The organism is Streptomyces pactum (genome assembly GCF_016031615.1).
GTDB classification, from domain to species: domain Bacteria; phylum Actinomycetota; class Actinomycetes; order Streptomycetales; family Streptomycetaceae; genus Streptomyces; species Streptomyces pactus.
This window is the reverse complement of the sequence record NZ_JACYXC010000001.1, coordinates 6,001,595-6,024,960: the sequence shown is the minus strand read 5'-3', so window position 1 is coordinate 6,024,960 and position 23,366 is coordinate 6,001,595. Positions and strand designations below refer to the sequence as shown.

At 75.9% G+C, this 23,366-nt stretch carries 19 protein-coding genes; 7 read left to right on the top strand and 12 right to left on the bottom strand.

Features of this window, described 5'->3' with window-relative positions:
* Positions 1–311: 311 nt before the first annotated feature.
* Entirely contained in the window at positions 312–1,412 is a 1,101-nt protein-coding gene (locus IHE55_RS23690; RefSeq protein WP_197990870.1) for an LLM class flavin-dependent oxidoreductase, read from the top strand.
* Between the two features lie 219 nt (positions 1,413–1,631).
* On the opposite strand, the gene IHE55_RS23685 is transcribed toward IHE55_RS23690, so the two are convergent.
* From IHE55_RS23685 to IHE55_RS31695, 4 genes are all read right to left on the bottom strand, one after another.
* Positions 1,632–3,623 carry an APC family permease gene (locus tag IHE55_RS23685; RefSeq protein ID WP_232266747.1) on the bottom strand — a complete coding sequence of 664 codons (1,992 nt, stop codon included), beginning with the start codon at positions 3,621–3,623 and terminating at the stop codon, positions 1,632–1,634.
* 374 nt (positions 3,624–3,997) lie between these two features.
* The gene (locus IHE55_RS23680) at positions 3,998–4,240 is read right to left on the bottom strand and encodes a hypothetical protein (protein ID WP_232265674.1); all 243 of its coding nucleotides are present in this window, start codon (positions 4,238–4,240) and stop codon (positions 3,998–4,000) included.
* A gap of 200 nt (positions 4,241–4,440) precedes the next feature.
* Positions 4,441–6,015 carry an alpha/beta hydrolase gene (locus IHE55_RS23675; RefSeq protein ID WP_197990868.1) on the bottom strand — a complete coding sequence of 525 codons (1,575 nt, stop codon included), beginning with the start codon at positions 6,013–6,015 and terminating at the stop codon, positions 4,441–4,443.
* Entirely contained in the window at positions 6,012–7,277 is a 1,266-nt protein-coding gene (locus IHE55_RS31695) for a serine hydrolase domain-containing protein (RefSeq protein ID WP_307826801.1), read from the bottom strand. The genes IHE55_RS23675 and IHE55_RS31695 overlap by 4 nt, the downstream gene beginning before the upstream one ends.
* Before the next feature lie 476 nt (positions 7,278–7,753).
* On the opposite strand from IHE55_RS31695, the gene IHE55_RS23665 reads away from it, so the two are divergent.
* The gene (locus IHE55_RS23665) at positions 7,754–8,251 is read left to right on the top strand and encodes a hemerythrin domain-containing protein (protein WP_197990866.1); all 498 of its coding nucleotides are present in this window, start codon (positions 7,754–7,756) and stop codon (positions 8,249–8,251) included.
* 320 nt (positions 8,252–8,571) lie between these two features.
* Here IHE55_RS23665 and IHE55_RS23660 read toward each other — a convergent pair whose 3' ends face one another.
* The gene (locus IHE55_RS23660) at positions 8,572–8,973 is read right to left on the bottom strand and encodes a hypothetical protein (RefSeq protein ID WP_197990865.1); all 402 of its coding nucleotides are present in this window, start codon (positions 8,971–8,973) and stop codon (positions 8,572–8,574) included.
* A 359-nt stretch (positions 8,974–9,332) separates the two neighbouring features.
* On the opposite strand from IHE55_RS23660, the gene IHE55_RS23655 reads away from it, so the two are divergent.
* Positions 9,333–9,803, top strand: a complete 471-nt coding sequence (locus IHE55_RS23655; RefSeq protein ID WP_232266743.1) for a cation:proton antiporter regulatory subunit — start codon at positions 9,333–9,335, stop codon at positions 9,801–9,803.
* Positions 9,804–9,806: 3 nt separating this feature from the next.
* Positions 9,807–11,042, top strand: a complete 1,236-nt coding sequence (locus tag IHE55_RS23650) for a cation:proton antiporter (protein ID WP_197990863.1) — start codon at positions 9,807–9,809, stop codon at positions 11,040–11,042.
* 495 nt (positions 11,043–11,537) lie between these two features.
* On the opposite strand, the gene IHE55_RS23645 is transcribed toward IHE55_RS23650, so the two are convergent.
* Both IHE55_RS23645 and IHE55_RS23640 read right to left on the bottom strand, forming a co-directional pair.
* Positions 11,538–12,323 (bottom strand): DinB family protein, encoded by a 786-nt coding sequence (locus tag IHE55_RS23645; RefSeq protein WP_307826800.1) that lies wholly within the window; start codon positions 12,321–12,323, stop codon positions 11,538–11,540.
* Positions 12,320–13,204 carry an NAD(P)-dependent oxidoreductase gene (locus tag IHE55_RS23640; RefSeq protein WP_197990862.1) on the bottom strand — a complete coding sequence of 295 codons (885 nt, stop codon included), beginning with the start codon at positions 13,202–13,204 and terminating at the stop codon, positions 12,320–12,322. Before IHE55_RS23640 ends, IHE55_RS23645 begins: the two co-directional genes overlap by 4 nt.
* A 146-nt stretch (positions 13,205–13,350) precedes the next feature.
* Here IHE55_RS23640 and IHE55_RS23635 point away from each other — a divergent pair, with 146 nt between their 5' ends.
* Positions 13,351–14,340 carry a helix-turn-helix domain-containing protein gene (locus tag IHE55_RS23635; RefSeq protein WP_443742627.1) on the top strand — a complete coding sequence of 330 codons (990 nt, stop codon included), beginning with the start codon at positions 13,351–13,353 and terminating at the stop codon, positions 14,338–14,340.
* A 597-nt stretch (positions 14,341–14,937) separates the two neighbouring features.
* On the opposite strand, the gene IHE55_RS23630 is transcribed toward IHE55_RS23635, so the two are convergent.
* The 4 genes from IHE55_RS23630 to IHE55_RS23615 form a co-directional block, all read right to left on the bottom strand.
* Positions 14,938–15,516 (bottom strand): hypothetical protein, encoded by a 579-nt coding sequence (locus IHE55_RS23630; RefSeq protein ID WP_197990860.1) that lies wholly within the window; start codon positions 15,514–15,516, stop codon positions 14,938–14,940.
* The gene (locus IHE55_RS23625; protein ID WP_197990859.1) at positions 15,503–16,081 is read right to left on the bottom strand and encodes a SigE family RNA polymerase sigma factor; all 579 of its coding nucleotides are present in this window, start codon (positions 16,079–16,081) and stop codon (positions 15,503–15,505) included. The genes IHE55_RS23630 and IHE55_RS23625 overlap by 14 nt, the downstream gene beginning before the upstream one ends.
* Positions 16,082–16,202: 121 nt before the next feature.
* Positions 16,203–18,875 (bottom strand): glycosyltransferase, encoded by a 2,673-nt coding sequence (locus IHE55_RS23620; RefSeq protein WP_307826799.1) that lies wholly within the window; start codon positions 18,873–18,875, stop codon positions 16,203–16,205.
* A 413-nt stretch (positions 18,876–19,288) separates the two neighbouring features.
* The gene (locus tag IHE55_RS23615) at positions 19,289–19,783 is read right to left on the bottom strand and encodes a MarR family winged helix-turn-helix transcriptional regulator (RefSeq protein ID WP_197990858.1); all 495 of its coding nucleotides are present in this window, start codon (positions 19,781–19,783) and stop codon (positions 19,289–19,291) included.
* A gap of 60 nt (positions 19,784–19,843) precedes the next feature.
* Here IHE55_RS23615 and IHE55_RS23610 point away from each other — a divergent pair, with 60 nt between their 5' ends.
* Positions 19,844–20,974, top strand: coding sequence for a questin oxidase family protein (locus IHE55_RS23610; protein ID WP_197990857.1), 1,131 nt, complete (start codon positions 19,844–19,846; stop codon positions 20,972–20,974).
* 202 nt (positions 20,975–21,176) lie between these two features.
* Here the strand turns inward: IHE55_RS23610 and IHE55_RS23605 are convergent, their stop codons facing one another.
* Positions 21,177–22,241: a bifunctional NAD(P)H-dependent oxidoreductase/GNAT family N-acetyltransferase gene (locus IHE55_RS23605; protein WP_197990856.1), complete on the bottom strand. Its 1,065-nt coding sequence runs from the start codon at positions 22,239–22,241 to the stop codon at positions 21,177–21,179.
* A 30-nt stretch (positions 22,242–22,271) separates the two neighbouring features.
* Between IHE55_RS23605 and IHE55_RS23600 the strand changes: the two genes are divergently transcribed.
* A complete protein-coding gene (locus IHE55_RS23600) occupies positions 22,272–22,736 on the top strand; it encodes a MarR family winged helix-turn-helix transcriptional regulator (protein WP_197990855.1) in 465 nt (154 codons plus the stop codon).
* Positions 22,737–23,366 lie beyond the last annotated feature (630 nt).

Below are 23,366 nucleotides of genomic sequence, written 5' to 3'. Positions count from 1 at the left end.
CCCCGGCCGGGCGGTACCGGCACGGACCGGCGGCCCACGGGTCCGGGCCACCGGTCCGGGCCACGGGTCCGTCCTCGGCGGGCCGTGCCGCCCCCCCGATCCCCGCCCGGCGTCCGGGGTGGGGGCCGGGCCCGGGGGGCGAGGGACCTCCGACATGCCGCCGGACGGGGTCGCGTGCCATGGTGGGAGGGTGCGCACGCGGGCCGGGGGCCGGACGGCCGCACCGGCGGGCGCGGGGAGACCGAGGGGAACCCGGCCGGGTCCGTCGGACCGGTACCGCCCGAACACGCAGACGCTGGAAGTGGTCCATCATGCAATTCGGCATCTTCACGGTCGGTGATGTGACCACCGATCCCACCACCGGCCGCACCCCGAGCGAGCACGAGCGCATCAAGGCGACCGTCGCCATCGCCCTGAAGGCGGAGGAGGTGGGGCTGGACGTCTTCGCGACCGGGGAGCACCACAACCCGCCCTTCGTGCCGTCGTCGCCCACCACCCTCCTGGGGTACCTCGCCGCCCGCACCGAGCGGATCACCCTGTCCACCTCGACCACGCTCATCACCACCAACGACCCGGTGAAGATCGCCGAGGACTACGCCTACCTCCAGCACCTCGCGGACGGGCGGATGGACCTGATGCTGGGCCGCGGCAACACCGGCCCGGTGTACCCCTGGTTCGGCCAGGACATCCGGCAGGGCATCCCGCTGACGATCGAGAACTACGCGCTCCTCCACCGGCTGTGGCGGGAGGACGTGGTGGACTGGGAGGGGAAGTTCCGCACACCGCTGCAGGGCTTCACCTCCACGCCCCGGCCGCTGGACGGCGTACCGCCGTTCGTGTGGCACGGCTCGATCCGCTCCCCGGAGGTCGCCGAGCAGGCCGCGTACTACGGCGACGGTTTCTTCCACAACAACATCTTCTGGCCCATGTCCCACACCCGTCAGATGGTCGGGCTCTACCGGCAGCGGTTCGCGCACTACGGTCACGGCACCGCCGAGCAGGCGATCGTCGGCCTCGGCGGGCAGGCGTTCATGCGGCCGAACTCCCAGGACGCGGTGCGGGAGTTCCGGCCGTACTTCGACAACGCCCCCGTCTACGGGCACGGGCCCTCGCTGGAGGACTTCACCGAGCAGACGCCGCTGACCGTCGGCTCCCCGCAGCAGGTCGTCGAGCGCACCCTCGGCTTCCGCGAGGCGGTCGGCGACTACCAGCGCCAGTTGTTCCTGATGGACCACGCGGGGCTGCCGCTGAAGACGGTGCTGGAGCAGCTCGACCTCCTCGGCGGGGAGGTGGTGCCGGTGCTGCGCGAGGAGTTCGCCCGTATGCGCCCGGCCGGTGTCCCGGCCACCGCGCCGCCGCACCCGTCCGTCGCGGCCGGCGGCTCCGGCGCCCCGGCGGGCGCGGCACCGTGACGTCGCGGCCGGTTCGGGACCCCTCGGCGGGCGGCAGGTCCCGGGTGGCGCAGGGGGCGCGCGGCGCGGCTCCGGCGCCGCCGGGGCCCGGGGCGGTCACGGCGCGCCGGGCCGGACGCGGCGGTGCGCGGGCCCGCGGGGTGCCGGACCGGTACGCGTAACGGGCCGCCGGGCCGCTGCGGCGGTGTCCGTGCCTGCGGTGTCAGCTCGGCGGCGGTGTCAGCGCCGCGGCCGGCCCCGGCGGACCGCACCCGGCGCGTGGGCGGCGGGCCGGTCGGCTCGGGCGGAGGAGGTGAGCTGCCACGGGACGCTGGTCACCGTCACCCCGGGGGTGAGGAGCAGCCGGCCCTTCAGCCAGAGCACCGACTGGTTGTGCAGCAGGTTCTCCCACCGGTGACCCACCACGTACTGGGGGATGAAGACGGCGACCACGTCGCGCGGGCTGTCGCGGCGGAGGGAGCGGACGTACTCCACCACCGGCCGGGTGACCTCCCGGTACGGGGAGTCCAGGACGGTCAGCGGCACGTCGATGTCCAGCTGTCTCCACCGGCGTTCCAGGACGCGCGTGTCGTCCCGGTCGACGGCGACGGTGAGGGCCTCCAGCCGGTCGGGGTGGAAGGCGCGGGCGTAGGCCAGCGCGCGCAGGGTCGGCTTGTGGACGGTGGACACCAGCACGATCGCCAGCACCCGGGACGGCGGGGCCAGGTCGGCGCCCGGGTCGGTGACCGCCAGTTCGGCGGCGGTGGCGTCGTAGTGGCGCCGGATGCCGCGCATCGTCAGCCACAGCACGGCGGCGGCGAGCACCGCGAGCCAGGCGCCTTCGGTGAACTTGGTGGCCAGCACGACGACCAGGACCAGGCCGGTGATGACCGCACCCGTGGCGTTGACGGCGCGGGCGGCGCGGCCACGCCGGCGGGCCGCCGGGTCGCGCTCGGTGCGCAGCCGCCGGTTCCAGTGCCGGACCATGCCCGTCTGGGAGAGCGTGAACGAGGTGAACACGCCCAGGATGTAGAGGTGGATCAGGTCGGTGACGGCGGCCCGGTACCCCCACAGCAGCAGCCCGGCCACCAGGGCCAGGGCGATGATGCCGTTGGAGAACGCCAGCCGGTCGCCCCGGCTGTGCAGCTGGCGCGGCAGATAGCGGTGCCGTGCCAGGACCGAGCCGAGCAGGGGGAACCCGTTGAAGGCGGTGTTCGCCGCCAGGATCAGCACCAGCGCGGTCGCGGCCTGGACGGTGTAGAAGCCCACGCTGTGCTCGCCCCCGAAGACGGCCGCCGCGAGCTGGGCGATCACGGTGCGCTGGGGGTGGTCGGAGCAGCCGGTGCCGGTGTCCGCACCGGTGAGCCGGCAGGGGTCCGAGGCGACGTGCACCTTCGCGACGAGGGCGAGGGCGGTGACGCCGATGAACATCGTGGTCGCGACGGCCCCCATCACGGCCAGGGTGGTCGCCGCGTTGCGGGCCTTGGGCCTGCGGAAGGCGGGCACGCCGTTGGCGATCGCCTCCACGCCGGTGAGGGCGGTGCAGCCGCTGGAGAAGGCGCGCAGGACCAGCATCAGCAGCGCCGCGCCGGTGAGGTGGGCGTCGCCCGGTTGCGGGGTGATGCCGTAGGCGGCGCTCTCGGCGACCGGGGCGTCGCCGGCCAGGTAGCGGAACAGACCGGTGCCGACCATGATCAGCACACCGCCGACGAAGAGGTAGGTGGGAGCGGCGAACGCCCGTCCCGACTCGCGTACCCCGCGCAGGTTCACCGCGGCCAGGAGGGTCACGAAGCCCAGCGCGAGCGCCACCCGGTGCGGGGCCAGCTCCGGCACCGCGGAGACGATGTTGTCCACTCCCGCCGCGACCGAGACGGCCACGGTCATCACGTAGTCGACCAGCAGGGAGGAGGCGACCACCAGACCGGCGCCCGGGCCGAGGTTCGTGGTCACCACGTCGTAGGAGCCGCCACCGCCGGGGTAGGCGTACACCACCTGGCGGTAGGAGAGCACCACGACCGTCATCAGCACCACGACGGCGGCGGCGATCCACGGGGTGAAGTGCAGGTGGGCCAGCCCGCCCAGGGTGAGGACCAGCAGGATCTCCTGCGTGGCGTAGGCCACCGAGGACAGCGGGTCGGAGGCGAAGACGGGCAGGGCCAGGCGCTTGGGGAGCAGCGTCTCCGCCAGTTCCTCGCTGCGCAGTGCCCTGCCGATCACCAGCCGCTTGAGCATCTCGGTGATGTGGATCACAGCGCGAGCCTAAGCCGGTGGGACGGGCCGGACGCCGGGAGGTACGCCGGGAGGCGGAACCGGGGCGGCGGCGCCGGGGAGCACTTCGGGAGGCGGAACCGGGGCGGCGGCGCCGGGGAGCACTTCGGAACACGGAACCCGGGCGGCGGTGCCGGGGAGCCGGGGCGTACGGACCCGCCCGTTCACCTCCGGGCCCGTGGCGGACCCGCGACGCGGGCATCTCCGGGCCGACGGTCCGTACGGTCGGCCGGCGGGGCCTACCCGCCCGGCTCACGGGGTCGCGGGGACACGGGCGGCGCCCCTGGCGGGACCGCGGTGGGCGGGGCCGGCGCCGCGGGGCCGTGTCCGGCGGCGGGTCACTCCAGTGCGGTGCCCTCCGCCATCAGCGAGCGGAAGCTCTCCATGCACGGCTCGCAGTGCGGGGCGGCCTCCGCGTCCGGGGGGTCGGGCGACGCCTGCAGCTGCTGGCCGCACAGGGCACGGCTGCCGTGCTTGGCCGCGACATGCCACACCAGCGCACTGCCCGTACTCGAACAGACGCACATTTCGTACATGCTCCACTCCCCGTTCGACGGTCCCTGGGTAACAGCAGACCCCATCGGGCCGCGGTCCTCACCGGCAGTGGGGCATCCGGGTGACGGCGCCGGGCCCGCCCGCGCCCCTGGCGGGTGGCCGGTGGGCGCGGGCGGGCCGGGGAACGTCCGGACCGGCGGGCCGCCGCGGGGGTCCCGTGACGGCCCGCCGGCCACCGGTCCCGCGGCGGGCGCGGGTGCCCCGGCCGGTGCCGGGGCGCACCGGTCTACTTGGTGCAGGTCAGGTCGCGCTCGGGCAGCCGGCCGGTGGCCAGGTACCGGTTGACCTCGGTGTCCACGCAGTCGTTGCCGTACTCGCCATAGGTGCCGTGGTGGATCGCCCCCTGGAGGGTGAGCAGCTTGGAGCTGGGCAGCATCCGGTGCAGCTCGACGGCGCTGTCGTGCGGGGTGCGGGTGTCACCGGTGGCGGAGACGATCAGCGGGTCGGCGTCCAGCCGCACCTCGGTGGGCCGCTCCCGGGGCTTGTCCCAGAAGGCACACGGGTTGATGTTGTTGGTCAGCGGGCCGAACACCGGGTACTTCTCGCGGCTGCGCTCGATGTCGTGCCAGTACGTCTCCGGGTTGCGCGGGGCGTACCCGTCACCGCACAGGATGGCCGCCTGCGCGCTGCCCGTGGCCGAGTCGTCGCCGGTGAGCGCGAGCCGCAGGATCTGGGTCAGTTCCGGCGTCAGCGCGGCGGTCCGGCCCTCGGCGGCCTTCTTGAGGATGACGGTCTGCTCGGCGAGGGCGGTCCGGGCCTCGTCCTTGTCGGTCGCGAGCCCGATGAAGTAGATGAACGGCACGTGGGTGTCGTCGATCCGGTAGGTCTGCTCGCCGGTGCCCAGGGTCAGCGGGCGGCGCCCGGCCTCCTCCAGCACGGTGGTGACGGTGCCGAGCACCCGCTCCCGGGTGTCGCCGAGGCCGTAGGTGCCGTTCCGCTCGGCGGCCCAGTCGGCCCAGGCGGCGAGCGCCCGCTCGTTGGGCCCCACCATGTCGCGCATCAGCAGGGGGCCGTACCTGCGCGGGGAGATGGCGCCGTCCAGGACCATCCGGTCCACGCGGTCGGGGAACATCTGGGTGAAGACGGTGCCCAGGTAGGTGCCGTAGGAGTAGCCGAGGTAGGAGATCTTCCGCTCCCCCAGCGCTCCCCGGATGACGTCCATGTCGCGAGCGGTGTTGCGGGTGTTGATGTGCGGCAGCACCGAGGCGTCGGTGGCACGGCACTTGGCGGCCAGACTCTTGTTGAGGGCGACCTGCCCGTCGAAGCTTGTCCGGTCCAGGCCCGCCGACATCAGGCCGATGCTCACCGGCCAGCCGCAGTCCAGCGGGGTGCTGCGGCCGACGAACCGCGGGTCGAAGCCCACGATGTCATAGCGCGCGCCGACGTCCTTCATCTGCTTCCGGACGTGCGGCGGGGAGTCCACGGCGGTGCCGCCGGGGCCGCCGTTGTTGAGCAGGATCGCGCCGATCCGGTTGCGGGTGTCGGTGGCCTTGAGCCGGGATATCGCGACGGTGATGGTGCGGCCCCGGGGGTTGGAGTAGTCCAGCGGCACGGTCACGTCCGCGCACTGCACCCCGGCCTTGTCCAGCTCGCGGCCCACCTCGTCGTCGGGGCCGGTGACACAGCTGCCCCAGGCCAGGTGCTGCCGGTAGTAGCGGTCCAGCCCCCCGCCGGTCTTCTGCGCGGCGCGGTCCCGGTCGGCGGACGGCGCGGCGGCCAGGGCGGGGGACGCGGTCAGGGCGGCGGCGAGGGCCAGGCCCGCGGCCGAGGCGCGGCGTCCGACCGTGGTCGCGGTGGTCACATGTTCTCCTTGCTCTGGTGGGTGTTCGGGCCGGTGGCGCACAGGGCGGTGTCCACGGCCGTACGGAAGTCCTGCTCGGCCTGCTCGCTGTGCGGCACCCGGGTGAGGGCCAGGGCGACGCCGCGGCCGCCGGGGCCGATGGCGCCCAGCGCGCGGTGCCCGCCGGGCACCGTGCCGCCGTGGCCCCACCACATGCCGCCGCACGACAGCGGGGAGGCGATCAGCCCGAGCCCGTAGCGGGCCCCGGGCCACAGCCGCTCGGGGTCGGCCGGGACGGTGCGCTTCATCTCGGCGAGCAGGGACGCGGGCACCAGTTCGCCGCCGAACAGGGCGCGGAAGAACCGGTTGACGTCGGCGGGCGAGGAGACCAGCGCGCCGCCCGCGCCGCCGAAGGTCATGTTCCAGGCGGTGCCGTCGGCCAGGGGGGTGCCGTCCGGCCCGGGCCGGGTGTCCGCGTCGGCGGGGAAGTAACTGCGCGAGTGCGCGCCGCGGATGCGGGTGGCGTCCCCGGGCCAGTAGGTGTCGCGCAGGCCCAGCGGGCGGATGATCCGCCGGGTCACCTCCGCCTCGACGCCGCGCCCGGTGACCTTCTCCACGATCAGCCCGGCCAGCACGGTGTTGGTGGTGGAGTAGTGCCACGGTCCCTGCGGGCGCGGCAGTTTCAGGCCCAGTTCGACCAGTTCCCGCGGCTCGAAGTGGCGGTACCGCCACGTCTCCACCGGCTGGGCGCCGATGGCGTCCACGTAGTCGGCGATGCCGCTGGTGTGCTGGAGCAGTTGCCGCACGGTGATGGTGCGGCCGTCGTGGCCGTCGCCCCGGATCAGTCCGGGCAGGTGCCGCTCGACCGGGTCGTCGAGCCGCAGCCGGCCCTCCGCGGCGAGCTGGACCACGACGGTGGCGGTGAAGGTCTTGCTGACGCTGCCGATCCGCAGCCGGTCCGCGGCACGCATCGGACGGCCGGAGTCCAGGTCGGCGACGCCGCGCGCCACGGACCAGCGGCCGCAGCGCGGGTCGGTCACCTCGGCCGCCACGCCGGGCGTGCCGTGCCGGGCGACGAGGGTGTCCAGGGAGGCGGTCAGTGCCCCGCGCGCCTGGTCGCAGCCGGCCGGTGCGGCGGTCGGGGCGGTGGCCGGCCGGCCCGCGGCCGGCGCCGGGGCGGCGACCGCCGCCAGGGCCGAGGCGGCGGCCAGCACCACCGCGCACCGCACGGACCGGCGCTTGGGAACAGGGGATCTGCTCGATGTGTTGGGTAGGTACCTCACACCGCTCGACCGTAGGGGCGCGGCACAGTTCGCCTCACTACGGACAACCCCCCAACTTCGGTGGGCAAACCCCCCAGTTCGGGTGGGGTATGCCCCCGGTCCGGGTGGGGGCAGCCCCCCTTGGTACGCCGGTCGGGCATCGGTGCCCGGGCCGGCTGCATCGGTACCCGAGCCGGCACTCTCCGGTGGTGGCGGTGCCGGGCGGATCCGGGACCGGTCCGCCGGCCGCACCCGTTCCCGGCCGCCCGGCGGGCGTCCCCGATCGCCCGGCGGGAACCGGCGACCGTGCCGGGCGCCAGGCCGCGGTGCCGGCCGGCGCGCGGGGGACGCGGTGGGGTGATCCGACCGGGCCGGCGGATGCGGGGCGGACCGAAGCGTGACGGGCCGGAACCGTGCCGGGCCGCCGTCCGCATCCGCGCGAACGCGGGTAGCCGCGTGACCGGCAACACCGTCATCCGCAGTGAGGGAGAGTCCCTGTGTCATCCACCGATGTCGTCGAGCTCATTCTGCAGGACCACCGCCGTATGGAGGACCTCTTCCGCACGATGCGCAACGCCGAGGCGGACCGCGCCGCCGCACTGGCGGAGTTCGCGGACCTGCTCATCGCCCATGCCTCGGCCGAGGAGGACGAGGTCTATCCCGCCCTGCGGCGCTACAAGAACGTCGAGGGCGAGGACGTCGACCACAGCGTCCACGAGCACCACGAGGCCAACGAAGCGCTGCTCGCCCTGCTGGAGGTGGAGGACACCGCGTCCGAGCAGTGGGACGAGAAGCTGGAGGAGCTGGTCACGGCGGTCAACCACCATGCGGACGAGGAGGAGCGCACCCTGCTCAACGACGCGCGGGAGAACGTCGCCGACGACCGCCGCGCCGAGCTGGGGCAGGCGTTCTCGAAGGCGCGCACGCAGTACCTGGAGTCCGGCTGCGGCAGCGTGGAGAACGTGCGCAAGCTGGTGGCCGCCGCCGGCGACTGAGTACGGCCACGTGGTGACGCGGGCCAGGGTCGGGGCCGGGGCCGGGCGGGAGCACACCCACACCCGCCCCGGCGGGCCGCGAACGGCCCGTCCCCTCACTCGGCGCGCGGAGGCTCACGCAGGGCGGCGGCCCGGGGCGGCACACCACCGGAGCCGGTACGGCCCGCGGGGATTCCGGTGCCGCGGACGTCGCGGCACCGGGCGGCCGGGGCGGTGGCGCCCGGCCGGGAGCGGAACCGGGCCGGTACCGCGGGGGTCGCGGCGCCCTCCGGGGTGCGGGGCCCGGAGCCGGCCCCCGGGCCACCGGATGGTCCGGTCGGTCAACCGGCGGGCGGTATACGGCGGTAGGCGGCCCGCGCGTGGATCAGCCGGGCGCCGACGGTGCCCACGGCCGCGGCGAGCAGCAGACAGCCCAGCCGCTCGACGTCGTGGTACACCGTCCAGGAGAAGCGGCCCATGGGCGGCGTGGCGAAGAGGCTGATGAAGGTCCAGCAGACCAAGGCGGTGCCCGGGGCCGCCGCGAGCGGGGCGGCGGCGCCCAGCACGGCGGCCACCACGCACAGCGCGATGGTGTCGAGCAGCGGATCGCCGTGCCCGTTGAGCAGGTTGTGGACGGCGACCACCGCGGGTGCGGAGACCAGGGCGGCCGCCCACACCGTCGGCGCGTTCACCGGTGGCGGCACCGGTCTCGCGGCAGAACTGATCAGCCTCCACTCGATCATTGCATCGACCTCTTCCGTGTCCCTGTCGGCAACCTGCTGTTCGACATGGTGCACGGCGCCGCCCGCCGACCGCCCACCGCATGGGAACCGGTGCGCCACCCCCGGCACCGGGAGGTGGGGCGGGCACCTCGCACCGGCCGATCCGCACCACGCCTCGCGCCGCCCGCGCCCGGTGCTCCGGCGCCGGGATCCCCGGGACCCCCGCCGGAACGGCGCCGTCCACCGCGGGGCGAACTCCCACATGGCCGAAATTCGACCCAAATTGTTGCCCAGGTAAAGTATTCACCAAGGCGGCCCCGCGAGTGTCCGCCCCTTCCCCGCCCCCGCTCCCAGGAGGACGCCCCGTGCCCGCCCCCCGCATGAGCAGGACGCCGTTGCCCGGGATCGGCGTCCGTTACGACCTCACGACACGTGAACACCGGCTCCTCTCGGTCGTGGCGCACCGCGACGGCGGGCGCATCCTCAGCGCCTACCGGGGGGACGACCCCGACCAGTGCGCGCTGTCGGTGAAGCTGTCGGCGGGCGAGACGGAGGCGCTCATCGACGCGCTGATGCCCTCTCACCACTGCCAGAACCTGCTGTCCACGACCGATCTCGGCCTGGTCGCCGAGCGGATAGAGCTGCCCGCCGCCTCGCACTGGAACGGTCGGCTGATGGGCGAGACGTGTCTGCGGAGCGAGACCGGCGCCTCCATCGTGGCGGTGCTGCGCCGGGCGGAGGCGATCCCCTCGCCGCCGCCGTCGTTCCGGCTCGCCGGCGGGGACGTGCTCATCGTGATCGGCACCCGTGAGGGTGTGGAGGCGGCCGCCGCGATACTCGGACGGGAGTGATCGGTGCACTCCTCCGCGATCTTCCTGATCGAGTTCGGCGCCATCATCCTCGGGCTCGGCCTGCTCGGCCGGTTCGCCGGGCGGTTCCAGTTCTCCCCCATCCCGCTCTACCTCCTGGCCGGGCTCGCCTTCGGGACGGGCGGGCTGCTGCCGCTGGGCGCCAGCGAGGAGTTCGTCGCCATCGGGGCCGAGATCGGCGTGATCCTGCTCCTGCTGATGCTCGGGCTGGAGTACACCGCCAGCGACCTGGTCTCCAACCTCCGTACGCAGTACCCGGCGGGCCTGGTGGACGCCGCCCTCAACGCGCTGCCCGGCGCGGCGATGGCGCTGCTGCTGGGCTGGGGGCCGGTGGCGGCGGTGGTGCTGGCCGGGGTGACCTGGATCTCCTCGTCCGGGGTCATCGCCAAGGTGATGGGTGACCTCGGGCGGCTGGGCAACCGCGAGACGCCGGTGATCCTCAGCATCCTGGTGCTGGAGGACCTGGCCATGGCCGTCTACCTGCCCATCGTCACCGCGCTGCTGGCCGGCGTGGGGCTGGCCGCGGGCAGCCTCACACTGGCCATCGCGCTCGGCGTCGCGGGGCTGGTGCTGTTCCTGGCCGTCCGGTACGGCCGGATCATCTCCCGGTTCGTCTCCAGCGACGACCCCGAGAAGCTGCTCCTGGTCGTCCTGGGCCTGACCCTCCTGGTCGCCGGGATCGCCCAGCAGCTCCAGGTGTCCGCCGCGGTCGGCGCCTTCCTCGTCGGCATCGCCCTGTCCGGTGAGGTCGCCGAGGGCGCGCACAACCTCCTCAGCCCGCTGCGGGACCTGTTCGCGGCCGTGTTCTTCGTCTTCTTCGGTCTGCACACCGACCCGTCGAGCATTCCGCCGGTGCTGCTTCCCGCGCTCGCGCTGGCGGTGTTCACCGCCGGTACGAAGATCGCCACCGGCTACTGGGCGGCCCGGCGGGCGGGGATCTCGGCCAAGGGCCGCTGGCGGGCCGGCGGCACCCTGGTGGCCCGCGGCGAGTTCTCCATCGTCATCGCCGGCCTCGCGGTCACCGCCGGCATCGAACCGGATCTCGGGCCGCTGGCCACCGCGTACGTGCTCGTCCTGGTCGTGCTGGGGCCGCTGACCGCCCGCTACACCGAGCCCGTCGCCACCCGGCTGGCCGCACGCCGGCGGCCGGCCCCGGCCACCGGGGCGTCCGCTCCCGCGGCCGAGACGCTGGAACCGGTGGACGAGGGCACCACCGGCTGAGCCGGGCCGCCCGCGACGCGGCTGTCCGCACCCCGGCCGGGCCCGGTGCGGTGCCAGGCCGGGTCGGGCGCGGTGGCGGCCGGGGGCGCGGGTCCCCGCCGTTCATCCGCCATCGACAGGCATCTGTCCCCGTGTGTTCCGTTTCACACCCTATGAGGCTGTTGTCAGGAACAACGGGCCGTGCGGGGCCGTTGAACCGGGCGTGGGTACGGAGGGGACAGTGTCCCCGGGCCTCACCTCCCGCCCATGGGGAAGATCGTTCGGCTGAAGCCCCATGGAGCCTTTCGCCGCGAGGCGACCGCCCTCCGTACCCGCCCTGAGCCGCCCCGGCCGGTCCCCCCACCGGCCGGGGCTTCCCTTTGTCCCGGGCGCGTTCGATCCGCGGGCGGGGCTCCCGCCGGCGCCGGCCCGGCGTTTCGTTTTCCGGATGACGCCGGGTCGGGCCTTCCGTCCCCGTGCGGACCGTGCGGACCGTCCCCGTCCACGGCCCGTTCCTCAGACCGGCCGCGTACCGTCGCCGGCCCGCGGCTCACCTGCGGCGGACCGCACGGTTCCGTCCCACTGCCACCGGGTGCGGCGCGGCAGGCCCGGCAACGGGCCGCGGCCGGTGCACCACAGCAGCGTGCCGAAGGGGCGGTGGCCCGCCGGCGCGTCCGGGAAGATCCGCGTCAGTACGGGCGGCAGGAGGTCGTCCGGAGGTGTCCAGGGCACGCCGAGGGCCCGGGTGATGTCGTAGGTGTGCACCACCAGCTCGGTGATGCCCATGGCGGCGAACCCGGTGGCGTCGGAGTGGCCCCAGGGGTGCCAGGCCCGCGCTCCGGCGGGGGTGTCGCGGACGGAGGAGGCCAGGAGCGACGCGGCGATCCCGACGCCTTCCAGGCACCCGGCGACCGGCGCGTGCGGGTCGAGCGAGGCTAAGAGGGTGATGTACCGGTCGGTGGGCCGGGCGACGAGCAGCCCGGTGTAGCCGACCAGGCCCAGGGCGAGGTGGTCCAGGGTCTCCCGGCAGCTCCAGTCCAGGCCGTAGGCGGGGTGCGCCCAGTCCCGGTCCGCGCCCCGGCCCAGGGCGGCCAGGCAGTCCTCCGCGGCGGTCCGCAGCAGGTCGGCCCACAGGTCCGCGGCCGGGGAGCCGGCCGGGACGCCGGCCGGTGCCGGGACGGTGGCCGGGGAGGCGGCCGGGGAGCCGCCCGGGGACGGGACGGTGGCCGGGGAGGCGGCGGCCGGGGAAACCGCCGCCGGAGGGCCGGCGGCCGGGGCGCGGCGGAGCGGTGTCCGGGTCACCGGTCACCCGCCGGCTTCCGCAGGACCTCGATCACGCCGGCGAAGCTGTCGGCGCCGTGACCCGCGTCCCGGGCGCGCTCCATCGTGGCCTTCAGCAGCTCCGGAAGGGCGTTGTCCACGCCCCGGGAACCGGCGGCGTGCAGGAGGTGTTCGACGGCCGCGATCTGCACGTCCACGGTGGCGTCGTCGCCCGGGTAGCGGCCGGCGTCCACCTGGGCGGCGTACCGGGTGAGGAACCCGGTCACGGCGGTCAGCCAGCGGATCGCGACGGGGGTGTAGGCGGTGGCCGGGGTCCCCTCCGCGCCGACCAGCGCGGTGCCGTGCAGCCAGCCGGTCATGGTGGACCACATCAGTCCGAGCAGCGCGGCGTCGTAGAGGGAGGCCAGGCCGGGGTCGTCGCCCAGGTGCAGCGGGTCGCCCAGGGCCGCCAGGGTCGGCCGGTGGTCCTCGAAGACCGTCCGGGCGCCGCTGTACAGGACCATCATCTCGGGATTGCCGACACCCGGCGGCGTGGTCATGACGGCGCCGTCGAGGTAGTGGGCGCCGAGGGACCGGGCCCACGCGTCCGCCTCGTGCGCCTGCTCCGGCGAACCGGAGGTGAGGTTGACCAGGGACCGGCCCGCCAGGGCGTCGGCGACCGGGTCCAGCACGGTGCGCAGCGCCCGGTGGTCCAGTACACAGGCGATGGTGAGCGGGCCGGCCTCGATCGCCTCCCGGACGGTGGCGGCCTGCCGGGCGCCCCGGTCGAGCAGCGGCCCGGCCTTGTCCGCGGTCCGGTTCCACACGGTCACCGGGTGGCCCCGGTCCAGCAGCGCGGCGGCCAGCGCCGACCCCATCGAGCCCAGTCCGACGACGCCGACCGGACGGTTTTCTGCGTGCATGCCCCACTCCCTCGTGCATCCGCGTGACGGTTGATCACGCGGGCCCCACGCTCGCAGGGCGCGGCGGGGCGGAACAGTGACACCGCTGCCGCCCACCACCACATTCCTGCCATACGCTGCCGGGCATGAGTGCCGGAACCGTCGCCGTGGTGGTGGCCGAGGACATCCAGGTCCCCTCCTGGGACCTGTACGAACTGAGCATCGCCTGCACCGTCTTCGGGCCCGCGCAGGCCGACCTCGCCGACCCCTGGTACGAGCTGCGGCTGTGCGGCACCGGGGCACCGGGCGGTGCGGGGCCCGGCGGCGGGCCGGTCCTGCGGACCCCCTACGGGCTCGACGGGCTGGACGGCGCCGGTACGGTCATCGTCCCCTCGGTGCCCGATGCCTGCGTGACCGAGGGCAGACCGCTGCCCGGGGAGCTGATCGCGGCGCTGCGCCGGGCCCATGACGCGGGCGCCCGCATGGTCTCGCTGTGCACCGGCGCCTTCGCGCTCGCCGTGGCCGGGCTGCTCGACGGGCGCCGCGCGACCGCGCACTGGATGCACACCGCCGAACTGGCCGCCCGGTATCCGCGGGTGCGCGTCGATCCGGCGGTGCTGTACGTGGACGACGGCGATGTGCTCACCAGTGCCGGGCTGACCGCCGGCCTCGACCTGTGCCTGCACCTGGTCCGCCGGGACCTGGGCGCACACGTCGCCAATCAGCTGGCCCGCCGCATGGTGGTGCCCGCGCACCGGCCCGGTGGCCAGGCGCAGTTCATCGAGGCACCGGTGCCCGTACGGGACGACGAGGGGCTGGGCCCGGTCCTCGACTGGGCCCGGACGCACCTCGACCGGCCGCTGACCGTGGCGGACCTGGCACGGCGGGCGGCGATGAGCCCGCGCACGTTCTACCGGCGGCTCCGGGCGGTCACCGGGGCGACTCCCCTCCAGTGGCTGCTGGAGCAGCGCCTGCAACGGGCCCGCACCCTGCTGGAGTCCACCGACCTGCCGATCGAACGGATCGCGGAGCGCAGCGGGCTGGGCACGGCCAACAACCTGCGCCACCACTTCGTCCGGCAGCTGGGCGTGTCGCCCGGCGCCTACCGGCGGGCCTTCCCGCCGGCGCTCCCGTCGACCGCACCGGCCGGCCGCTGAGCCGCGCGGGGTCGCTGCCGGGCGCCCGGCAGCGGGCGTCGGGCAGCCTCCGGGCGGCCTCCGGCTCGCGGGTCCCGGACCGGGCCCGCGGCGTCTCCCTAACCCCGCGCGGTCGGCCGTGCGCGCCCCCGCCGACACCCCGGTACGACCGTCCTGCGGCCCGCCCCGGCCGCCGGCGGGCAGGACACCCCGGCCCGTCCGTCGGCAGTGACGCCCCGGCGCGCCCGCCGGGCTCCCGGGCACCCGCCGTTCCCGCGGTGGGGGCCGTACCGGGCCGAGGGACGGTGTCCGGTCCCACCCTGCCCGGCCCGTATCCGTACCCGCCCGCCCCCGACCGGCCCGGTTCGTCCCGGACCGGGCCGCCGCGCGTCTCCACACCCGTCACTGATGAGCCCCGCGCCTCGCCGTCCCCGTCACGGACCGGGCCCGTGCCTCTCCGTCCCCTCCCCGGACGGGCCGCCCTGCGTCACCTGAGCCGTGTCCGACCCGACCGGCCTGCCGTCCGCGGTCCCGCCGCGCCGTCCCGGCGCGGGGGACCGGCCGGCCCGAACCGTCCCCGACCCGGCGGTCGGGGCGGTCGGGGGCGATCGGGGCCGGTCACGGAGGGCCGGCGGTGGTCGTCGACCCGGTGGCCGTCGGGGTGGTCGCCGGGGCGGTGGCGGGCGGCACCGTGACCGCCTTGCCGATCTTGCCTGCGCCGGTCGCCGCGCCGGTCGCCATCCCGGTCGCCATCCCGGTCGCCGTACCGGTGGCCGGGCTCCCCGGGCCGGTGGCGGGGCCGCCGGACGGGAGCCCCGACGGGCCGTCGGTGGGGGTCTCCGTGGTCGCCGAGGCCCCGCCGGAGGAGGGGGTGGTGGTCGACGGGCTCGGCCGGTCCGGTGCCGTGCCGCTCTCCGCGGGCGCCGGGCCGACCGAGGGTGCCGGGTGCTGCGGCCGCTCCCCCGGCGGCACCCCGCGGTTGGACGGCAGCGGGTGCAGCCCGAGGGCGAAGAGCACCGCGAGCACCGCGACGGCCACCCCCGCGGCGGGGCCGGCGACACGACGCGCCCGCGCTCGGCGGCGCCCCTGCCGGACCACGCGCGCCAGGTCCACGCCCGGCGCGTCGGCCCCGGGCCGCAGGTCGCGCAGCGGGTGGAGCAGCCGTGCCGCCTCCCGCTCCAGCTCATCGTCGTGCACGTGCACCACTCCCGCCGACCGGCAGCCGGGCCTCCGCCCGCCCGGGGCCGAGCTGGGCACGCAGCCGGGCGAGACCGCGCGCGGACTGGCTCTTCACATTCCCCTCCGAACAGCCGAGGATCCCGGCCACCTCCGCCACCGGCAGGTCGCACAGGAAGCGCAGCACGAGCACCGCGCGCTGACGGGCCGGGATGCGGGACAGCGCGGTGTGCACCTCGGCGCGTGTCTCGATGTCCGGGACCCCGGCGGCCGGCGGCACTCCCGGCACCTCGTGCGGGGCGCCGGACAGCCGTACCCGGGCCCAGCCCAGCCGCTGCTCGCTGAGGAAGCACCGCACCAGCATGGTGTGGGTGTAGCGGTCCAGGTCCTCGGCCGCCCGGGCGCGCCGCCAGTGCACGTAGAGCTTGGTGAGGGTGGTCTGTACGACGTCGTCGGCCCGGTGCGGGTCCTTGCACAGCAGGTGGGCGATGCGGCGGAGCGCGGGCAGCCGGGCGGTGACGTACTCGGTGTACGCCCGCTCGTCCTCCGCCCGGTCCGCCCGGCCCGCCTGCCTCGTCCCGATCATGTGCTCCGGTTCACACTCCCCCGTCCGCCACCTCGCCCCCGGGCGCTCCGGCGGCACGGCGCCGCCGCGCCGGTCCGCCCGGCGGCGGAGGTCCGGCGCCGCGCGCCGTACCGCCACCGTTTCATGGCGCCGATACGCGGCGGACACCGCCGTCCCCGTCCGGCGGCCGCAGCCGCCACACCCAGACCCCGCCGACCCACCGCCCCTGCGTGCCCAGCAGCCGCTGCACGGCGTCGCGCAGCGCCGGACCGTTGGGGTGCGGGGCGAGCACCAGCGCGCCGGCCCGCCAGAACGCCAGGTCCTCCCGGGCGGCACGGCGCTGTTCCGGACCGATGGGCGGTACCAGCCCGGTGCGGCCGACCTCGGCGAGGAGCGCGGCCGTGGCGCGGGGCACCGGTCCGTAGATGCCCGCCCGGTCGGGGCCGTAGGGACCCATGAAGTAGCCGCCGGGGATGGCGAAGCCCAGGTCGGCGGCGGTCTGCCAGTGCAGGGCCTCGGCGTGCGCGGGCTCGGGGACCGGCACCGGGACCAGGGTGCTGCCCGGCGGCAGGTAGTCGCGCCAGATGCCGTCGGCGATGAACGGGGGGACCGAGGGCCGGTCCACGGTGGTGAACGGTGTGGGCGCGATGGGCAGCAGCGCCGCGGCCACCGCGGCCCACCCCGCGATCCGCGTCCCTCTCCTGGCCCCGGCCGCCACGGGCCGGCCGGCGGGCTCCGCCGCGGGTCCGTCCGGTGCCTCGGGGGCACCCGCGCCGGGCAGGGCGTCCGGGTCGTCCGCGGCGTCCGGGGCCGGGGAGCCGGACGGGGTCCGGTGGACGTCCGGTGCGGCGGCGCGGCCGGCCGGGCCGCTCAGGCGGTCCGCGGCGAGGGCGATCAGGATGCCCAGCGCGGGCACCGCCACCATCGCCATCCGGGATTCGATGACCGACTCGAACAGCGGCAGCTCGTGCACCAGCCGCCACGGCCCGGGCAGTTCGGCGTCCGTCCCGGGCAGCGGGATGGAGCGGCCCAGGGAGAGCAGGATCGCCCCGCCCGCCACGACCCCGAGCGCCAGGACCCGGGGGTCGCGGCGCAGCCGGACCACCACCGCGGCGGCGAGGAGCAGCAACGGCCAGCCGAAGAAGGCGTTCTGCTCGGTGCGGTTGAGGGCGAGCCCGTCGGCGGTGGCCGGATCTCCGGCCAGCGAGCGGCCGGCGAACTCCACCAGGGCCTCGGGCGGGTTGCCGGTCGGGCCGTGCAGCACACCGGTGTAGCTCTGCGGGCCGAAGAACTGGTGGTACAGCGGGTACGCCAGCAGCACGACGGCGACCGCGCCGGCGACCGCCAGGCCGCGGGCGAGCGGCACCACCGCCGCGCGGGCGACCGCCGGGCGCGCGGCGGCGTAGCCCACCGCGAACAGCAGCAGCCCCACCGCGGCCAGCAGCAGCGCCTCCTCGCCCAGGAACACCTGGTAGGTGAGGAACAGGCCGAGCACCACGCCGTCCCGGACGGTGCGCGGCGGCGCGGCCGGGTCCGCACCCCCGGCCCGGTCGCCGGGCGGGCACAGCCGCAGCGCCCGGTCGATGATGAACGGCATCATGAAGAGCACCGCGAAGTTGGGGTGCGCGTTGGCGTGCGAGATCATCGGCGGCCCGAAGGCGCACAGCGCCCCGCCGACCGCGGCCGCCGGCCGCGAGCGGACGAAACGCTTCAGCAGCAGTCGGTACCAGGCCGCCGCGGTGCCGGCCATGCCGCCGGTGAGCACCAGCGCCCAGGTCACGGAGGGCCCGAGGAGCGCGGTGACCGGCGCCAGCGGGACGGACAGGCCGAGCATGGCGGTGTTCGCCATGAGGTTCACCCCGAGCGGGGCGTTCTGCAAGGTGGTGTGCAGGAGGCCGTCGAGACCGAAGACGTGGTGGGCGGTGACGGCGAAGAACCACTCCCACTGGTTCTGGTCCTGGGCGCTGTCGACCAGATAGCGGCGGTCGAGGTCCGCCCACAGACCGTGGAAGAGCCACACCGACAGCAGGACGTACCCCAGCACCACGGCCTTGTCGGCCGGGCGTATCCGGCCCAGGGCGCCGCGGCCCCGCAGCCGCAGCAGTTCCCACAGCACGGCCGGGTAGTCCCGCGCGCGCACCTTGGAGCCGGACTGGTGGGCCCAGCGCACCGGCACCTCGGCGACCGGCCACCGGGCCTGCTGGAACATCCGCAGGATCTCCACGTCGATGCCCCAGCCGTCGGTGCGGGAGCGGCCGAAGGCGGTACGCGCCCGGTCCCCGTCGAAGAGTTTGAAGCCGCACTGGGTGTCGCCGACACCGGGTACGGCGAGCGCCCTGATGACGCGGTTGCCGGCCCGGCCCAGCAGGTGCCGGAGCGCGTGCTGGCGGACCTCGATCCGCGAGCCGGGCCGCGCCCGGGAGCCGATCGCGGCCGCGCAGCCGGCGTCCAGCCGGTCGTGCAGCAGCGCCAGTTCCTCGATGGGGGTGGCCAGGTCCGCGTCGGTGACCAGCACCCGCCGCCCGCGTGAGGCGAGCACCCCCAGGCGCACCGCGTGGCCCTTGCCGTGGTTGGCGGTGAGCGGCGCCGGCCGCGCAGTACCGGCCGGCGGACCGAGGAGCCGGATGCGCGGCTCGGTCACGGCGGCGGACCGGACGGCCTGAGCGGTGGCGTCGGTGGAACCGTCGTCCACGACCAGCACCTCCCAGGAGGCGTGCCGGCCGGGTGAGGAGCGCAGATAGCGGCAGATCGCATCGAGCGTCCGGGGCAGCCGGTGCTCTTCGTTGTACGCGGGCACCACGACCGTCAGGTCCACGGTAGCGGCCGTCGGCAGGGTGTCGCCGGCGGGGTGGGGAGAGGAGTACAGCACGAACTGGTGACCGCACCGGCCCGCCGCCGGGTTGCATGGCGTACGTCACACTCCCGGGCCCGCAGCCCCGCGCGCCGGCGCCCCGGGCCACCCCGCGCCGCGCCCCGCGCCCTGTCCCGACGCGCCGTACCCCGTCGGACCGCGCGCCGGGGGGCGCGTCCGGCGGGTCACGCCCCGGTCGGGTCACGCCTCTGTGCCGTGCCGCCCGGACGGCCGGTGCTCCCCCGGGCGGCCCGGTGCTCGTCCCGGGCGGCCCGGTGCTCGTCCCGGGCGGCCCGGTGCTCCCCCGGGCTGCCCGGCGGGCCGACCGCCCCGCGGGCCGTGGCTCTCCGCCACGCGGACCGTCGGAGCCGGCCGGCTCAGGAGCGCTGCACCTCGCGCACCCAGGCGGTGAGGCCGGCGACGAAACCGGCCCGCTGGTCCGGCGTCAGCCCGTCGAGCGCGCGGAGCAGGGGTTCCGCCCGCCGGGCGACGAAGGTCTCCAGCGGCCGACGGTACGCCTCGGCGAGCCTCACCAGCACCCGCCGGCGGTTGGCCGGGTCCTCCCCGCGCTCGACGATGCCGGCGCGGCTGAGCCCGCCGACCAGTTCGCTGGCGGTCGGCAGCGACACCTGGAGCCGCTGCGCGATCTCGCCGACGGTGAGCGGCTGGGCGGCCAGCAACTGCGGCAGCACCGCGCCGTGGCGCGGGGTCAGCTGGTGCCGCTCCATCGCGCCGCGCAGCGGCTCGGGCATGAGGTCCCGTACCGCGGCACCCCGGTAGTACGGCTCCAGCAGCGGTACGAGCCCGACGAGGACGAGGTCGTCGGCGTCGGGTGTCCGGGGCGGCTTCCCGGGGCCGGGCGGCTGAGGCATACTGCGAGTCTAGATGGTTCGGATTTCCGAAGTATTAGACACGGAAAGAGCTGATGCCGTATGCCGCCGGTCGGTTACCACGACGCGGTCAACGACGCGCTGGAACGCCTGGCCGACCTCGGGTACGAACGCGGGGCGGGGATGGACCTGGCCAACCACGGCCCGATGGGCGCCGAGGCGCTCGCCGTGCTCGGGCACGCCGACGAGGTGGCCCGGTGGGTCCGGCGCTACCGGAAGGCGATGGAGCACCATGAGCCGCCGGCGCCGCGCTTCGCCCTCGACCCCGCGGACGAGTCCTCCTGGCGCCCGGCGCTGGGCGCCTTCGACCGGGCCGGCGACTGGGAGCTGCTGTTCACCCGCGAACTGGCCGGGGCGCCCTGGCGGGAGGTGCTGGCCCGCTGGTGGCCCCGGCTGCTGCCGGGGTTGTTCGCCGGTCTGACCCACGGCCTGATCCGCACCGCCCACGCGGTGCGCGGGCTGGGCGCCACCGACCGGCCGACCCCCGCGCAGCTGACCGAACTGGCACGCGGCCTGGCCTACTGGGCCGCCCGGCACACCGCTCTGCCCGGGGAACCCCGGCTGCGCGGCTCCTACGACGTGGCCGGCGCGGTCGCCGCGCTGCCGCGGCCGGCCGACGACGGGTCCCCCGGCCCCGTCCGCGCGCGGCGCCGGCTCGACGGCCTCACCGGGCTGCCCGGCTACCGTGAGTCGCTGGACGGGCTGGCGCCCCGTCAGCCGGAGCGGCTGCTGGGCGACATGACGACCCAGTTCGCCGATGTCTACCTGGGCCACCCGGAGGTCTACCCGGTGCCGCTGCTCCACGGCATCACCGCGCCCGCCGCCGCACGGCTGGTGCTGCCGCACCTGCCGGAGGAGCTGCATCCGCCGACGGTGGCCCGGCTGTGGCAGGTACAGACCGCCTTCCTGCTGGCCATGACCACCGACCGGCGCGACGAGGGCACCACGGCCTGGCGGTCGGAGCTGGCCGAGGCCCCGGCGCCGGAGGAGCTGGCCGGGCGGGCCGTCGAGCACGGGGACGAACACGTCATCAAGATGACGGAGGCGTGCCTGCGCGAGTACGCGCTCCGCCCGGATCCCCGCCTGCTCGCCGCCGCACAGGCCGCCCTCCGGCGGATCACGCCGCTGGACGCGGGCGGCGGGGTGGGCGGCCTGCGCCCGGTCACCCCCTGACGCCCCGGCGCCCTCGCCGGGCCTCGGCCTCCGCGCGCGATGGCGCCTCCGCCACCACGGCGACCGCCGAACGCCGACCGGGCCCTGGCCGGCCGCCGAACGCCGACCTGGCTTCGGTGGGTCTGCTGTTGCCACGGCCCCGGACGGCCGGCTGCCGCCGGGCCGGCGTGACGGTGCCGCGCCCGGCCGGAGAGGCCCGCGCTCAGGCGGGGACGGCCTTGGCCAGGCTGACCACGCCGTCGTCCGGCGCGTCGGGAAGCGGTACGTATCCCTGCCCCTGGTAGAGGCCGATGTTGCGGTGGCTGGCGGCGCCGGTGGACAGCACGATGCGCCGGCAGCCGACCGCGGCCGACTCGGCCCGGCGCAGCAGCCACCGGCCCACGCCGAGTCCCCGCAGGTCGGGGGCGACGGCGAGCCGCCCGATGTGCAGGTCGGCGCCGGCGCGACGGGTGCGGACCATCCCGAGCAGCCGCCCGTCCCGCCACAGGCCCGTCGTCTGCCACTCGGTCAGCCAGGCGCGCACCTGGTCCGGTGACTCGTGGAGCGCCGGGATCGCCAGGGTGTCGTTGGCGAGCGCCTCCTCCATCCAGCAGCAGCGCTGCAGCACGGTCACCTCGGCGGCGTCGTCCGGGCCGAGGCGCCGTACGTACGAGCCGGGGAGCGGACCCGCCTGGGCGTCCGCGTGCGCCCGCTCACGCAGCGGGAGGAGGGCCCGGGAGACCCGGACCAGTTCCGCCAGCAGCCCCTCGGCCGCGTCGGCATGACGCGCCGCGGGGGCGAAGCGGTCCTCCCGCATCGCGTCGGCGATGCGTATCGCGACGGTCGCCCCCAGGGGGACGAGGCGCAGGGTGGTCACCACCTGCTTGGCGTGCTGGACCGCGCGGGTGCCGGCCGAGGTGTGGCCGTAGCTGACGAAACCGGCCGGCTTCCAGGCCCACTCCGGGCCCAGGTAGTCGAGCGCGTTCTTCAGCGTCGCCGGCATTCCGTAGTTGTACTCGGGCGTCACGAAGACGAAGCCGTCCGCCCCGGCGACGATCCGGCTCCAGCGGCGGGTGTGCTCGTGCTCGTGGACTCCGGTCGAGGGGTGTTCCTCCTCGTCCAGGAAGGGCAGGCCCAGATCGCCGATGGCCAGGGGGATGAGGTCCGCGTCGAGCGTCCCGGCGCTCTCCGCGAGCGTCTCGGTCAGCCACCTGCCGACGGCCGGGCCGAGGGCGCCGGGGCGGGTGCTGCAGACCAGTACGACGATGCGGAGCCGTTTCGTTGTCATGGAAACGAAATTAGCCGGTAGATTGATTACATGTCAACGAACAAGTCGGATCCGCCCGTCCGCTGGCTCACCGCCGAGGAGGAACGGGCCTGGCGGGCGTACCTCCGCATGGTGACCGCGGTGCAGACCCGCACCGCCCAGGACCTGGCGGAACACGGGTTGTCCGAGCCCGACTACGAGGTCCTCAGCACCTTGTCCGAGCGCACCGAGGGCACCAGCACGCTGCGCGAGCAGGCCGCCAAGATGGGGTGGTCGCGGAGCCGTCTGTCCCGCCACGCCACCCGCATGGAGGCGCGCGGACTCATCCGCCGCGCACCGGACCCGGCCGACGGCAGGGGCTGCCTCCTGGTCCTCACCGAGACGGGGTGGGACACGCTCCGGGAGGCGGCGCCCACCCACCTCGCCTCGGTACGCCGGCACTTCGTGGACCGGCTCGACCCCGGGGAACTCGCGGCGCTCGGCCGCATCGCGGAGAAGATCATCGATGGTCCCTGAGGCATGAGCCCGGTGCCGAGAGGCGGGTGCCCAGGCTCCGGCGGGCCGCTCGGGCGGGTCGCTCGGGCGGCTCGCTCCAGGCAAGGCCCCGCTTCCGTGCCGGCACGACGGTGCACGACGACGCGGAGACGCCGGCGCGCAGGGCCGGCCTGACGAGCCGGCCGGTGCGGCTGCCGGCCGGTCGGGACGCCGTCCGGCCGTGGGCTGCCGTCCGGACGTGGGCGCCGAGCCGATCGGGCCACCGCCGACCGAGCACCGCGCCGACCGGGCGGCCGGTGTACCGGGGGCGGGTGCCGGGTGCCCCGGTCCGGCGGCGCACCGGCGAGGACGGCGGCCCGCCGGGGCCGTGCCGGGCCAGCCGGCCGGCCGGCTGCGGCAGGGTGTGGCGCAACGGTGGGAACGGGCCGTCCGGGGAACGGGCCGTTCGTACGCGCCGGCGGGCCCGGCCCCGCGCGAGAGCACAGGGGCGGGCCCGCCGGTACGGAAGGTCGTTCCCGCGACTCAGGTCAGCGGCCCGGGCTGCGGGGACGGTTCGGGCACCGGGTCCGGCCCCGGCGGCCTGGGCACCGGGTCCGGCGCGGGCCCCGGCGGGGGCTGCGGATCCGGCCCCGGGCGCGGCCCCGGGGAGGG